Annotated in this window: 15 protein-coding genes; 9 read left to right on the plus strand and 6 right to left on the minus strand. The window is 71.2% G+C overall.

Features of this window, described 5'->3' with window-relative positions:
* Window positions 1-26: 26 nt before the first annotated feature.
* The gene (locus ACE101_RS23355) at window positions 27-242 is read right to left on the minus strand and encodes a hypothetical protein (RefSeq protein WP_379134731.1); all 216 of its coding nucleotides are present in this window, start codon (window positions 240-242) and stop codon (window positions 27-29) included.
* Between the two features lie 65 nt (window positions 243-307).
* Window positions 308-907 carry a polyhydroxyalkanoate synthesis repressor PhaR gene (gene phaR, locus ACE101_RS23360; protein WP_379138871.1) on the minus strand — a complete coding sequence of 200 codons (600 nt, stop codon included), beginning with the start codon at window positions 905-907 and terminating at the stop codon, window positions 308-310.
* Window positions 908-1153: 246 nt separating this feature from the next.
* Between phaR and ACE101_RS23365 the strand changes: the two genes are divergently transcribed.
* From ACE101_RS23365 to ACE101_RS23380, 4 genes are all read left to right on the plus strand, one after another.
* Window positions 1154-2335 carry an acetyl-CoA C-acetyltransferase gene (locus ACE101_RS23365; RefSeq protein ID WP_379134733.1) on the plus strand — a complete coding sequence of 394 codons (1182 nt, stop codon included), beginning with the start codon at window positions 1154-1156 and terminating at the stop codon, window positions 2333-2335.
* A 164-nt stretch (window positions 2336-2499) separates the two neighbouring features.
* The gene (gene phbB / locus ACE101_RS23370; protein ID WP_379134736.1) at window positions 2500-3228 is read left to right on the plus strand and encodes an acetoacetyl-CoA reductase; all 729 of its coding nucleotides are present in this window, start codon (window positions 2500-2502) and stop codon (window positions 3226-3228) included.
* Window positions 3229-3408: 180 nt separating this feature from the next.
* Window positions 3409-4182, plus strand: coding sequence for a ferredoxin--NADP reductase (locus tag ACE101_RS23375; RefSeq protein WP_379134738.1), 774 nt, complete (start codon window positions 3409-3411; stop codon window positions 4180-4182).
* 11 nt (window positions 4183-4193) lie between these two features.
* Window positions 4194-4919 (plus strand): aspartate/glutamate racemase family protein, encoded by a 726-nt coding sequence (locus ACE101_RS23380; RefSeq protein WP_379134740.1) that lies wholly within the window; start codon window positions 4194-4196, stop codon window positions 4917-4919.
* A gap of 7 nt (window positions 4920-4926) precedes the next feature.
* Here ACE101_RS23380 and ACE101_RS23385 read toward each other — a convergent pair whose 3' ends face one another.
* The 3 genes from ACE101_RS23385 to ACE101_RS23395 all read right to left on the minus strand — a co-directional run bounded on the left by ACE101_RS23385 (window position 4927) and on the right by ACE101_RS23395 (window position 7932).
* The gene (locus ACE101_RS23385) at window positions 4927-5409 is read right to left on the minus strand and encodes a hypothetical protein (RefSeq protein ID WP_379134742.1); all 483 of its coding nucleotides are present in this window, start codon (window positions 5407-5409) and stop codon (window positions 4927-4929) included.
* Window positions 5410-5617: 208 nt separating this feature from the next.
* Window positions 5618-7111: a M48 family metalloprotease gene (locus tag ACE101_RS23390; RefSeq protein WP_379134745.1), complete on the minus strand. Its 1494-nt coding sequence runs from the start codon at window positions 7109-7111 to the stop codon at window positions 5618-5620.
* Between the two features lie 5 nt (window positions 7112-7116).
* Entirely contained in the window at window positions 7117-7932 is an 816-nt protein-coding gene (locus tag ACE101_RS23395) for a DNA-binding protein (protein ID WP_379134748.1), read from the minus strand.
* A 370-nt stretch (window positions 7933-8302) separates the two neighbouring features.
* Between ACE101_RS23395 and ACE101_RS23400 the strand changes: the two genes are divergently transcribed.
* The 4 genes from ACE101_RS23400 (at window position 8303) to trmB (ending at window position 11516) form a co-directional block, all read left to right on the plus strand.
* Entirely contained in the window at window positions 8303-8722 is a 420-nt protein-coding gene (locus tag ACE101_RS23400) for a hypothetical protein (RefSeq protein ID WP_379134750.1), read from the plus strand.
* A 188-nt stretch (window positions 8723-8910) separates the two neighbouring features.
* On the plus strand, window positions 8911-9360 hold the full coding sequence (locus ACE101_RS23405) for a helix-turn-helix domain-containing protein (RefSeq protein WP_379134753.1): 450 nt from the start codon (window positions 8911-8913) through the stop codon (window positions 9358-9360).
* Window positions 9361-9451: 91 nt separating this feature from the next.
* Window positions 9452-10630 (plus strand): methionine adenosyltransferase, encoded by a 1179-nt coding sequence (metK, locus tag ACE101_RS23410; protein ID WP_379134756.1) that lies wholly within the window; start codon window positions 9452-9454, stop codon window positions 10628-10630.
* Between the two features lie 184 nt (window positions 10631-10814).
* Window positions 10815-11516, plus strand: a complete 702-nt coding sequence (gene trmB, locus ACE101_RS23415; protein ID WP_379134759.1) for a tRNA (guanine(46)-N(7))-methyltransferase TrmB — start codon at window positions 10815-10817, stop codon at window positions 11514-11516.
* A 108-nt stretch (window positions 11517-11624) separates the two neighbouring features.
* Here the strand turns inward: trmB and ACE101_RS23420 are convergent, their stop codons facing one another.
* On the minus strand, window positions 11625-11873 hold the full coding sequence (locus tag ACE101_RS23420; RefSeq protein WP_379134762.1) for a hypothetical protein: 249 nt from the start codon (window positions 11871-11873) through the stop codon (window positions 11625-11627).
* A 173-nt stretch (window positions 11874-12046) separates the two neighbouring features.
* Here ACE101_RS23420 and ACE101_RS23425 point away from each other — a divergent pair, with 173 nt between their 5' ends.
* On the plus strand, window positions 12047-13840 hold the full coding sequence (locus ACE101_RS23425) for an HWE histidine kinase domain-containing protein (RefSeq protein WP_379134765.1): 1794 nt from the start codon (window positions 12047-12049) through the stop codon (window positions 13838-13840).
* Window positions 13841-13858 lie beyond the last annotated feature (18 nt).

A 13858-nucleotide genomic window follows, 5' to 3' on the forward strand; every position in this document is an offset into this window, starting at 1 on the left:
CGCGCGGGGCGGCCTATCCGCCCCCGTCAGCCCATCCGTTTCGCACCGGCCGCGTAGCGCTCCGACGCTTCGCGGCTGCGTTGGTTTCGGGGTGGGCGCAACGATCCCGCCGGGCCATCGATCAGTTGGACGAGGAACGGCGCCAGCGGCCGGGCCGGGACGGCCCGCGCCGGGGCAGGCGCCCCGACGAGTGCCAGCGCCCACGACGGCGTCTCCGGCTTCTCCGTGTCGGCGTGGGACATTCCGGCGCTCTCCGCATCCTCCGGCGCATCAACCCGCAAGGCGTGCGCCGGTGCCGCGGGAGCCCTCACTTCTTGGCGAGGGCGTCGAGCCGGCTCTGCATCTCCAGCATCTGCCGGCGCAGGTCGTCGAGTTCGCCCCGCGAGGCGGCCGGCGGCGCGACGGGAACGTCCTCGGCCGGCGGCTTTTCCGGCTGGGTCCCCGGCGTGAAGGGCGTGAACATCTTCATCGCCTCGCTGAAGAAGGTCATGTTGGCGCGGACCTGCTCCTCCATGGCGTGCTGGAAGGCGCTCGCCCCGAAGGTCTGGGACATCTTCTCGCGCAGGCCGTTCTGCTCCTTGGCCAAATGGTCCATGGAGAATTCGAGGTAGCTCGGCACCATCGCCCGCATGCTGTCGCCGTAGAAGCGGATCAGCTGGCGCAGGAAGGCGACGGGCAGCAGGTTCTCGGCCCCCGCCTTGTTCTCCTGCTCGAAGATGATCTGCGTCAGCACCGAGCGGGTGATGTCCTCGCCGGACTTCGCATCGTAAACCACGAAATCCTCGCCGGCCTGCACCATGGCCGCCAAGTCTTCCAGGGTCACGTAGGTGGACGTGCCCGTGTGATAAAGACGCCGGTTGGCGTACTTCTTGATGACGGTGGGTGCCGACTTGCCGCTGTCCGCCATCTCCACGGGCTCTCCTCTGGGTCAACCTGCAGCCGACGTAAGGCCGCCGGTCCGGGTCCGCTGTTCAGCGCGTTTCCACGTATGGACCTTAAGGCGTTCCTGTGCTGGCGAAAATAGCAATCTGCGCGGCATCCACGCAAACCGTGTCTCGACACCACCGACAGCCAGCTTGACTTCCCCCTGGCCAGGGCGTTCATCGGCTTCAAACGCGCCGGGTGGCGCGGAGATCGAAAGGTGGAGGTGCGCATGGCCGAGAAGCAGGACATCGTCATCGTGGGCGCGGCGCGCACGCCGGTCGGCTCCTTCAATGGTGCCTTCGCGAGCCTGCCCGCCCATCAGCTCGGCGCCGTCGCCATCCGCGCCGCCCTGGAGCGCGCCAAGGTCTCGCCGGAGGACGTCGACGAGGTGATCTTCGGCCAGGTGCTCACCGCCGCCGAGGGCCAGAACCCGGCCCGCCAGGCCGCCATCGCCGCGGGCATCCCGCAGGAAGCCACCGCCTGGTGTCTCAACCAGCTCTGCGGCTCGGGTCTGCGCACCGTCGCGGTGGGCATGCAGCAGATCGCCAACGGCGACGCCACCATCATCGTGGCCGGCGGCCAGGAATCGATGTCGATGGCGCCCCACGCGCAGCACCTGCGCGGCGGCCAGAAGATGGGTGATCTCGCCCTCGTCGACACGATGCTGAAGGACGGCCTGATGGACGCCTTCAACGGCTACCACATGGGCGTCACGGCCGAGAACATCGCCCAGAAGTGGCAGCTCACCCGCGAGGAGCAGGACAGATTCGCGGCCCGCTCGCAGAACAAGGCCGAGGCGGCGAAGAAGGAGGGCCGCTTCAAGGACGAGATCGTCCCCGTGACCGTGAAGACCCGCAAGGGCGACGTGGTCGTCGACACCGACGAGTACATCCGCGACGGCGCGACCCCCGAGGGCATGGCCAAGCTCCGCCCGGCCTTCTCCAAGGAAGGCACGGTCACGGCCGGCAACGCCTCGGGCATCAACGACGGCGCCGCCGCCATCGTGCTGATGTCCGCCGCCGAGGCCGAGAAGCGCGGCCTGAAGCCGCTCGCCCGCATCGCCTCCTGGGCCACGGCCGGCGTCGATCCCAAGATCATGGGCACGGGCCCGATCCCGGCCTCCCGCAAGGCCCTGGAGAAGGCCGGCTGGAGCGCCTCCGAGGTCGACCTGATCGAGGCCAACGAGGCCTTCGCGGCCCAGGCCCTCGCGGTGAACAAGGAACTCGGCTTCGACGATTCCAAGGTCAACGTGAACGGTGGCGCCATCGCGATCGGCCACCCGATCGGCGCCTCGGGCGCCCGCGTGCTGGTGACCCTGCTGCACGAGATGCAGCGCCGCGACGCCAAGAAGGGCCTCGCCACGCTCTGCATCGGCGGCGGCATGGGCGTCGCCATGTGCGTGGAGCGCTGAGCGCCGCATCGGCCGGGCGGCCGAGGCCACCCTATACTCCGGACGAGGCCCGGCGAGGGCCTTGTCCAGACGGACGAAAGAACCAACAACGAAGAGACGTCTGGGCTCTTCTCGAAGTGCCCGGGCATCTCTAGGGAAGAAATGCATCCGCAAGGAGAGGGCACATGGCAGAACGCGTCGCACTGGTGACAGGCGGAACGCGCGGCATCGGCGCCGCGATCTCGAAGGGTCTGAAGGCGGCCGGCTACAAGGTGGCGGCCAATTACGGCGGCAACGACGAGGCCGCCAACGCCTTCAAGGCCGAGACCGGGATCCCGGTGTTCAAGTTCGACGTGGGTGATGCCGCCGCCTGCGAGGCGGGCATCCGGGCCGCCGAGGCCGAACTCGGACCGATCGACGTCCTGGTCAACAATGCCGGCATCACCCGGGACGGCATGTTCCACCGGATGACCTTCGAGCAGTGGCAGGCGGTGATCCGCACCAACCTCGACTCGATGTTCACCTGCACCCGTCCGGTGATCGACGGCATGCGCGCCCGCGGCTTCGGCCGCATCATCCTGATCTCGTCCATCAACGGCCAGAAGGGCCAGATGGGCCAGACCAACTACTCGGCGGCCAAGGCCGGCGTGATCGGCTTCGCCAAGGCGCTCGCTCAGGAGAACGCCAACAAGGGCATCACCGTGAACGTGATCGCCCCGGGCTACATCGCCACCGAGATGGTGATGGCGGTGCCCGCGGAGGTGCTCAAGACCAAGATCCTGCCGCAGATCCCGGTCGGCCGCCTCGGCGAGGCGGAGGAGATCGCCCGCGCGGTGGAGTTCCTGGCCGGCGAGCAGGCGGGCTTCATCACGGGCTCGACGCTGACCATCAACGGCGGCCAGTACATCGCCTGATCGACGGGCGGCGGCGCCGGTCGCGCCGCCGCCTGCGCCCGGAACGATTCCAGCGAACCACCCTTTGCCGCAGTGATCTGATCACGATGCAGACCGGGTGCGTTCCCAGGCACCTTGACGGCTCTGCTGCAGGTGCGAGATGACCGGCGCCAAAAGGTTGACGATCCAGGAATCCGTCCGATGAGCAATTTCAACGAGGAGCGTGTGCTGTCCGTCCATCACTGGACCGACACGCTCTTCAGCTTCCGCACGACCCGCGACCCGTCGTTCCGCTTCCGCAACGGCGAGTTCACGATGATCGGGCTGAAGACGGAGGGCAAGCCGCTGCTGCGCGCCTACAGCGTGGTTTCGGCCAATTACGAGGACGAGCTGGAGTTCTTCTCCATCAAGGTGCCGAACGGCCCGCTCACCTCGAAGCTCCAGCATCTCAAGGTCGGCGATCCGATCGTCGTCAGCCGCAAGGCCACCGGCACCCTCGTCCTCGACAACCTGCTGCCGGGCCGTCACCTCTATCTCCTCGGCACCGGCACGGGGCTCGCCCCCTTCCTGTCGATCATCAAGGATCCGGAGACCTACGAGCGCTTCGAGAAGGTGGTGCTCGTCCATGGCTGCCGGCAGGTGCAGGAACTCGCCTACGGCGAGACGATCACTCAGGATCTGCCGAACCACGAGCTGATCGGCGAGATGGTGCGCGAGCAGCTCATCTACTATCCGACCGTGACCCGCGAGCCGTTCCGCAACCGCGGCCGGATCACCGACCTGATCACCTCGGGCAAGCTGTTCGAGGATGTCGGCCTGCCCGCGATGAGCATCGAGGCCGACCGCTTCATGCTGTGCGGCAGCCCGGACATGATCCGCGACACCCGCGAGCTGCTGTCGAGCCGCGACTACGTCGAGGGCAACCACGGCGAGGCCGGCCACTACGTGATCGAGAAGGCCTTCGTCGAGAAGTAGGACCGCCCGGCTTGCGCCTGCTCGTCATCAACCCCAACACCACCGCGGCGGTGACCGACCTCGCCGCGTCCGCCGTGCGGCGGGTGCTGCCGGGTGTCGCGCTGCGGGCGGTGACGGGCCGCTTCGGCGGTCACTACGTGGCGAGCCGGGCGACCTACGCCATCGCGGCCCACGCCGCCCTGGACGCCCTCGCCGAGCACGGCGCGGGTTGCGACGGGGTCTACCTCGCCTGTTTCGGCGATCCCGGGCTTCTCGCCCTCAAGGAGGTCTCGGCGGTGCCGGTCGTCGGCATGGCGGAGGGCGCGCTCCACCTCGCCTGCACGCGCGGGCGGCGCATCGGCATCGTCACGGGCGGCGCCCTGTGGAAGCCGATGCTGGAGGAATTCGCCGCGAGCCTCGGCTTCGCCGGCCGCATCGCCGGCATCCGCACCATCGCGCCGACCGGGGGCGAGATCGCCCGGGATCCCGACTCGGCCCTCGCCCGCCTCGCCGCCGCCTGCCGGGCCTGCGCCGCGGAGGACGGGGCCGACGTGGTGGTGCTCGGCGGGGCGGCCCTCGCGGGCCTCGCGGACCGGATCGCCCCGGACGTGCCGGTGCCGGTCCTCTGCTCGGTGGAGGCGGGGGCCCGGATGGCGCTCGCCGCCGCGGCGGTGCGGGCCGGCCGCGCCCTGCCGCCCGCCATGGCGAGCACCGGGCTCGCTCCCGCGCTCGCGGCCCTGCTCGCCGAGCCGGCCTGACCGGCCGCTACTGCACGATCTTCGGAGCCGACCCCTCTGGCGCCTGCGGCACAGGCGCCTGCGGCGCAGGCGCTTGCGGTGGCTGCCCCTCCGGCGCCTGCGGCGCTTGTCCCTCCGGCGCCTGGACCACCGCCGGCAGCAGCACGCCCTTGGCGACGCTTCCCTCCGGCCCGAACTCGCCGGCGACGAGGCGGCAGGCGGTGTCGCGGTTCGCCATCATCTGGTTCGACATCAGCGTGAACATCGTCTGCACCTTGGCGCCGAAGGGACCTCGCGGCGGGCGCACATCCTCGATCGTCACGTTGAAACGGCCGAGCAGGGCCTCGAAGGCCGCGACCCCGATCGGGTAGCCGCAGACATTCGCCGCCGCGAAGACATAGGCCGCGGTCTCGAGGGAGCGGGGCGGGGGCGCATTGCGGATCTGCTGGGCGGCGGCGCTGCCGGCGCACAGGACGAGGCCGGCGAGCGCCGGGGCGAGACGGGATGGCATCGGGCTTCCTCCGGGGCGATGGGGCGGGGCTCTGCGGCCCCGCTCCGGCTCGCGGCACTAAGCAGACTTGCGTCGGCGTGCCAACGCCTCCTCCGCTTAGGCTCCTGATGTTCCGCAGGTTTCTGTCGCAAAACCGGCGATCGCCCCTGCGAAACCTGCTGAGAGCAGGATCCGTTCACGGCGCGATCGGATCCGAACGGAAGCGCCCCTATTCCACGATGAGCTTGTAGGGCTGCCCCGGTCTCAAGGCGGCGCCGCGCTCCAGGCCGTTCAGCACCAGGAAGGTCTCGGTGCCCCGGTCGCCCACCGCCATGCGGCTTCCCATCACCTCGGCGGTGTCGCCGGGCGCGGCCGCCACGATCTGGATCCGCGCGGGCCGCAGGCGCCGCGCCTCGTCGGGACCGACCGCCGCGACGCTTCCCAGCCAGCGCCCGAAGGCGGCCTCGGGATCGCTCGCCCCCTTGGCGGCGATGATCATCCGGAAGGTGTTGGTGCCGACACGGACCGCGGCGAGGCGGAAGAACCACTCCTTGCCCTTCGACACCGCCGTCACGGCCGGGAAGCCGTTGATCATGCGGTTCTCGAAGCTGCCGGTCTCGATGGCGTCGTTCCAGGTCGCCCGCAGGACATCCTCCAGGCCCTGGCCCGGGTTGGTCTCGACGGCATCGAACAGGAGCCGCCGGCTCCCGTCCGGGGTGGTGCCGAGCACCGCCCGCGCGGTGTTCTCCAGGGCGAAGCCGTCCGGTGCCTCGAACGTGACGCCGAGCCGCGGGTGGATGAAGCGGCGCCCGCGCACCAAGCCGTCGGCCGGGTTGTCGCCATAGGCGATGCCGTCGATGCCGGCGAGATAGTGGGTGCGGTCGTCGGTGCCGAGACCCGGCGCCCCGATGCGGCGGGCCGCCTGCGTCACCTGGGTGATGCGCTCGGGCGTGCTCGGATGGGTTGCGAGGAGATCCGGCTCGGACGAGAGGCCGCTGCCGGCCCGCAGCGCCGTCGCCCGGTTGAGGCTGGTGAGGAAGCGGGCGGCGCCGAACGGGTCGTAGCCGGCCCGCGACAGGGTGCGCACCCCGGTCTGGTCCGCCTCGAATTCCTGCGAGCGGGAGAACTTGGCCAGCACGAAACGCGACTGGTCCTGCAACAGGGCGCCGGTCGCCGGATCCTTGAGGACGTCGGCCACGACCTTGCTGACGAGTTCCGAGCGCAGGGCCATCTCGGTGCGGGCATTGGCGTGCCGCAGGGTGACGTGGGCGATCTCGTGCGCCAGCACGGCCGCGAGTTCCGAGGTGTCGTTGGCGAGCGCCAGGAGCCCGCGGGTGACGTAGAGCCGGCCGTTCGGCAGGGCGAAGGCGTTGACGGCGGGCGCGTCGAGCAGGGTGACCGCGTAGGTCTCGTCGGGCCGCTCCGTCGCCTTCACCAGCCGGTCGGTGACCTCGCTCACGAGCTTCAGCGCGGCCGGGGCCCGGTACTCGCCCCCGAAGGAGGCGACGAGCTTGGCATGGTCGGCATCCGACCCGGTGCGCTCGCGCCCGCCGGTGGTGCGCGGCGCCTCCGGCGGCACCGCCACGGCCACGGGCGTCAGCGCCCCGGTCTGGTCGCCCGCGCAGGCCGCCGCCGCCAGGATGAGCACCAGCGCGGCGACGCGGCGCGTCGCGGCGGCTCCCGGCCCGCTGGCCGGCGATTTCCACGTGAAGAGCCCGTCCATCGCGATCAACGGCGCTGCGCCCGCTCCTCGTCCAGCATCTCGATCGTCTCGGCCGCGCCGATGTCGAGGGTCGGCCCGCGCCAGAGCTCGACGAAGCCGCGAGCCCGCACGCGCCGTCCCCGAAGCGCGGCTGCCGTCAAACCACGTTCGAGCAGGGTCCGCCAAGTGCGTTTCGACACCGTGACCGTCAGACCTTCCTCTCCGAAAGGGGCGAAGTTGAGGTAAGTCCGGCTGCGACGCTCGCCGACGCTGCGCACCCGCCCCTCCGCCACCACGAACCGGCCCGCCAGGGCGGCGAGCCGCGCCGCATCCTCGGCGGGGATCGGCTGCCGGTCCGCCCAGAGGCCGCGCCGCTCCCGCCGGGCCGCCGCCTCCACGGAGAGAAGCGCCGGCCGGCAGAGCCTATCCGATTCGCCGGCATCGACCAGGGCGAGACCCGCCGCCACGAGGCCGCCCGCGAGATCGACGGGCTCACCCTCCGCCGTCTCGGCATCGAGGACCACGCGTTCCCAGCGGTCCGGGGCCGGCTCCTCCCGGGTGGCGAGGGGGCGGCCCACCCGCGCGCCGAGCCACGCGCGGGCCGCTGCGGCGAGCGCCGGCTCCTCCGGCCAGCGCACCCCGTCGAGCCGCGCCCGGCGGCCCGAGGCGAGCAGCAGATCCCCCTCCGGGGTGAGCGCCTCCAGCCGGTCCTGCCCGGGGACCCGGTGACGGCAGCCCTCGGCCGCCGCCGGCGCAGCGGCGAGAATCGCCAGGATCGTGCCGGCGAACGGCCACTTCCTGCATGCCGCCGGTTGGCTGCGCCTCTCCGGGATGCTATGCACGCGCCGTGGGTCTCCGTAGCTCAGCTGGACAGAGCACAGGTTTCCTGAACGGAAAATTGGGCGTCGCGCCGGGAAACCACGCGACGGATCCGCTCAAAGTCGGGGAAAGCGTCGATCTCGCGTCACGCCGATCCCGAGCCAAGCCCGGCCCCGCCGGGAAGGTGTAGAGACTAGACGGGCGGCACCTAAGGGCTTTCTCGGCCTATGGTGAAGGGATAGTCCAGACCACGAACGCCGGATGGCGGCGGCGAAAGCCGAAGTGGGATGAAACCTGGGGTCGCAGGTTCGAGCCCTGCCGGGGACGCCACGCTTCTCTGAGCCCCTTCGGGGCCGAGATTCCTCTTGAAATCAGCGATTGAGACTGCAACCTGTGGATGCGGGCCCGCATGCGGCGCTGCACCCGGATGCCGTGCGGCGCTGCGGCCGGGGGGACACGGCGGCCGCATACCGGCGGCACTATTATCAAATGCGAAAGCAGGAGCTTGGCGATTTCGCTTATGCGAAGGGCATGATCACTCGACTTGATTCGCAGCCGGCCCGCATCGCCACCGGGACCGGATCGGAAGACGGCCTGCTGCTGTTCGCGGACGGTTTGCTCGTCGCCGTCGTCTCTCAGCTCCGCCATTCGGTGGGCGACGAATTGATCGGCCGCTGGTTCCTCGAAGCGGGGTTCGGCCCCTGCGCATACCGCGCTCCCGAAGTCTTCGACACCGCCGAGGACGCGAAGCAATGGGTCAGGGGCCGCGTCGAGGACGACGCGGCCGACCGGGGCTGCGCCGCCGCCGCGTGACGCGGGTCGCGGGTCCTCCGGCCCGCGCCGTCTCCGCCGAGCGACGCTGTTTCCCGCGCCGGGCGTTGCCGCGCCGAACGGCCCGTTCGGCCCGACGCCGAGCGTTTACGCACTCTCAACCATCGGGGAGCAACAATCCGGGCACTTCCCCCGATGGCGCGGCCTGCGCGCCGCTCCTGCGAGCCCCCATGGCCGGCAAGCCCGCCGACGCGCGCGACGTTCACATCGGCCAGCGCATCGAGATGCTGCGGGTGCGGGCGAAGCTGTCCCAGGAAGCCCTGGCCCGCCGGCTCGGCATCTCGGCCTCGCAATTCGGGAAGTACGAGAAGGGGCAGAACCGCATGAGCGCGGCCGACCTCGACCTCGTCGGCCGCCTGTTCGACGTGCCGATCGGGTACTTCTTCGAGGGATTGCCCGCGGTCGAGAATGCGCGGCCCGGCTTCGCGGAAAGGCCCCAGGCGGCCCTGCTCGGCCCGGGTCCCTGGGCGGATTTCGCCGGAGCCGTGGCCCGCGCCGCCGATGCGCATCTCGGCGCCGAGGAACGCCGGCGTCTCGCCGCCGTCGTGCGGGCCCTCGACCGTGCTCTCCAGGCCACGCCCTCGTTCGATATAGAGAACGACTCCGGTTCTTCAGGTTGACCGCCGCTTTGCCGGCTGCCACAACCCGGACGCGCCGAAACCGCCGGGTCGACGATCGGACGGTCGCGCCCGGCTGGTCAGGGGATAACCGATGGCACGTACCGATTACCTGTTCACAAGCGAGTCCGTTTCCGAGGGGCACCCGGACAAGGTGTGCGACCGCATCTCCGACACGGTCGTGGACGCCTACCTCGCCGAGATGCCGGAGGCCCGCCTGGGCGTCGAGACGCTCGCCACCACGAACCGCATCGTCATCGCGGGCGAGGTGCGCGGTCCCGATTCGGTGACCTTCCAGCGCCTTGAGGAGCTGACCCGGGCCGCCGTGAAGGACATCGGCTACGAGCAGGACGGCTTCCACTGGAAGCACAACGACGTCCAGATCTTCCTGCACGCCCAGTCGGCCGACATCGCCCAGGGCGTGGACGCCGCGGGCAACAAGGACGAGGGCGCGGGCGACCAGGGCATCATGTTCGGTTACGCGACCGACGAGACCCCCGCCCTGATGCCGGCCCCGATCTACTACGCCCACAAGATCCTCAAGGACCTCGCGGATGCGCGCAAGGGCCGGGTCGGCGAGGCCGCCAAGCTCGGCCCCGACGCCAAGAGCCAGGTCACGGTGCGCTACGCGGATGGCCGTCCGGTCGAGGCGACCCAGATCGTGCTCTCGACCCAGCACCTCGACGAGAACCTCGATTCGGCCGCGGTCCGCGCCATCGTCGAGCCCTATATCCGCGCGGCGCTGCCGGGGTCGTGGGTCACCGACCGGACCGTCTGGCACGTGAACCCGACCGGCAAGTTCGTGATCGGCGGCCCGGACGGCGATTGCGGCCTCACCGGCCGCAAGATCATCGTCGACACCTACGGCGGCGCGGCCCCTCACGGCGGCGGCGCCTTCTCCGGCAAGGATCCGACCAAGGTCGACCGCTCGGCGGCCTACGCGGCGCGCTACCTCGCCAAGAACGTGGTCGCTGCCGGCCTCTCCCGCCGCGCCACGATCCAGCTCGCCTACGCCATCGGCGTCTCGAAGCCCCTGTCGATCTACGTCGACCTGCACGGCACCGGCGAGGTGGACGAGGCGAAGCTGGAGAAGGTGCTCGGCGAGATCCTCGATCTGTCGCCGCGGGGCATCCGGACGCATCTCGGCCTCAATAAGCCGATCTACGCCCGCACCTCGGCCTACGGCCATTTCGGCCGCGACCCCGAGGCGGATGGCGGCTTCTCCTGGGAGAAGACCGACCTCGCCGGAACCCTGAAATCGGCCCTGGCCTGATCCGCCGCTCCGGTGCTACGGGGCGCCCTAAGCAGGTTTCGCAAAAGTGCTCGCCGGCTTTGCGGCGAGAACCTGCGACACCTCGGGAAACGCAGCGGACGAAGCGGTGGCACGCCAACGCAAGTCTGCTGAGCGATGGGGCGCCCCGCAGCGGAGCGCGCCCCGCCACCTGCACCGGACGACGATGACCGACGACGACACCGACGCGGCCCCCGAGCGGGGCCGCGCCTTCTACGGCCGCCGCAAGGGCAAACGCCTGCGTGCGGGCCAGGAGGAGCGCATCGCCGCGCTCCTGCCGCGGCTGCGGGTGCCCGCGGACGGGCCCCTCGATCCCGCCGCCCTGTTTCCCCGCCCCGTCTCGGCCCTGTGGGTCGAGATCGGCTTCGGCGGCGGCGAGCATCTGGCCGCCCAGGCCCGCGCCCATCCGCAGATCGGCTTCATCGGCTGCGAGCCCTTCGTGAACGGCGTCGCCAAGCTCCTGCGCGCGGTGGACGACGGCGGCCTCGACAATGCGCGGCTGTGGGACCGCGACGCGATGGAGCTGCTGCCGCGCCTGCCGGCGGCGAGCGCCGCCCGCGTCTACCTGCTCTATCCCGATCCGTGGCCCAAGCGCCGCCAGCGCAAGCGGCGCTTCGTCTCGGACGAGAGCCTCACGGAGATCGCCCGCGTGCTCGCCCCCGGCGGCGAGTTCCGCTTCGCCAGCGACATCGACGATTACGCGGGCTGGACCCTGGTTCGGACCGCCCGCGCGCCGCATCTGCGCTGGACCGCCGAGCGGGCGAGCGACTGGACGCAGCCCTGGCCCGACTGGCCGGGCACCCGCTACGAGGCCAAGGCCGTGGCGCAGGGCCGCCGGCCGACCTACCTCGCCTTCGCGCGCGACTGAAGCTTCGCGCGCGACCGAAACCTTGGCGCGCGACCGAGTCGTCTCCAGGATCGACCTCCCGCGCCCTCCCCGGGCGATGGCGCGGGTTTCCGCACGCGCGGGCGCCCGTCAGCGGGCGAGCGCCTGGCGCAGGGCCGTGATCGCCGCCTCCAGCATCGCCTCCGCCTCGGGCCGGAAGACGAGTTCGTCCGCCGTCGCCTCGATCAGGCCGGCCGCCGCCAACTCCTCCACCGCCCGAGGATCGGCGGAATGGCCCGCCCCGTCGTGGCGCACGACACGCGAGACCTTCTGCCCGCTCTCGAGTTGGTGGTACGCTGCGAATGCGAAGACCGAGAGAGCCTTGTCGCTGAGTGCCATGACGGTCATCATCCTCGGACGGCCAAGCCCGTCGGGCCTGGGCGGGGACAGAAGGAGCGGAGAGATACCGGGACCGGTCCGAACGGGTGCCGGCCGGATGCGGTTCCCCAACGCGTGAGCCGCCTTTCCGTTCGTGGCCGGCGCGGCCGGCCTTGAGACCAGTGGGGCGCGTCTTGAACCACAGGCCTGACCAGCAGCCCGGCCGGCACGGGGACGCGCCGGATCCGGGTTCATCCGAGGATGCCGGCGCGCGCTTCGCCTTCGAGGCGGCGCCGCTCGGGCTCGTCTGCCTGGCCGGGCCGGACGACCGCATCGTCGCCGTCAACCCGCGCCTCTGCGCGCTCCTGTCGGCGACGCCGGCCGACCTCCTCGGCCGAACCCTCGCCGATCTCACGGATGCCGACGCTGCGGCGCCCGACACCGCGTCCGGCGCGGCCGTCGAGCAGTGCTGGCGGCGCCCCGACCGCGGCGCCGTCTGGGTGATGGTCCGGGCCGGGCCGCCGCGCGACGGCCGGCGCGTGCTGGTGGTGGAAGCCGCGGAGGATCACGGGGCCGCCGCCCGCGCCGAGCAGACCCGCCTCGCTCTCGCCTCCGCGGGGCTCGGCGACTGGAGCTGGAGCCCGGCGAGCGGGGCGATCACCCTGTCGGAGCGGGCGGCCGAGATCCTCGGCCTGCACCCCGGCCCCTCGATCACCTGGGAGGAGCTTCAGCTGCGCCTGCGGCGCGACGACCTGGAGCGGGCCCGGGCCCTGATCCACGAGACGATGCCCGAGGGCCGGGCCTATGCCATCGACCTGCGCTACCGCCGACCGCCGGACGATCAGGAGGTGTGGATCTCCGCCCGCGGCCGGGCTCAGTTCGGGCCGGACGGCACCGTCACCGGGATGATCGGCGTCGTGCAGGACGTCACCGCCCGCGAGGAGGCGCGCCGGGCGCTGCACGACCGCGAGCAAAGGCTGCGCGTCGCCACCTCGGTCGCCGCCCTCGGCATCTTCGAATGGCATCTCCTCGACGATCAGGCGCTCTGGGAGAACGAGCGTATGTGGGAGATCTTCGGCCGCCGTCCGCAGGACGGCACGATCAGCATGACCGAGTTCTTCCGCGACGTGATGCACCCGGAGGACAAGGGCCCGTTCCGCGCCGCCGTCGCGGCGGCCGTTCAGGGCGAGGGCGTGCTGCACGCCACGGGCCGCGTCCGCCGCGCCAGTGACGGGACGTGGCGGACGATCGAGATGGCGGGGCGCTTCGAGCGCGACACGCCGGGGAGCCTGCCGCGCCGCCTGATCGGCGTCGTCGCCGACATCACCGACCGGCGCCTCGCCGAGGAGCGCCAGACTCTCCTGATCCGCGAACTCCATCACCGGGTGAAGAACACGCTCGCCACCGTGCAGGCCATCGTGGGCTCCACCGCCCGCACGGCGTCGAGCATCGAGAGCTTCTACGAGGCCTTCGTCGGCCGGATCATGTCGCTCGCCCACACCCACTCGGTGCTGACCGAGGACGTCTGGCAGACCGCCTCCCTGCGCGGTCTCCTGGAGAACGAACTCAAACCCTACGCGGACGGGCCGATGACCCCGGAGGCGGACGGACGCGTCACCCTGGACGGGCCGGCGGTCGATCTCGCCTCGGAGATCGCGGTGCCGATCGGCATGGCGATCCACGAACTCACCACCAACGCGGCGAAGTACGGCGCCCTGTCCAACCGCGCGGGCCGCGTGCGGGTGCGCTGGAGCCTGGAGCCCGAGGGGGAGCGGGTGGTGCTGCGCTTCGAGTGGCGGGAGACCGGCGGGCCGCTGGTCAAGCCGCCGAGCCGCCAGGGCTTCGGCTCGCGGCTGCTGCAACGGGTGCTCTCGACCCAGGTCCAGGCCAACGTGGCGATCGACTACGACCCCGAGGGCCTGCGCCTGACGATGCTGGCGCCGATGCCCAAGCGCAACATCGCCCTCAACCCCCTCGCCAAGCTCTGATCCGGCTTCCCGACGACC

Origin of the sequence: Methylobacterium carpenticola (assembly GCF_042748905.1) — a bacterium.
GTDB classification, from domain to species: Bacteria; Pseudomonadota; Alphaproteobacteria; order Rhizobiales; family Beijerinckiaceae; genus Methylobacterium; species Methylobacterium carpenticola.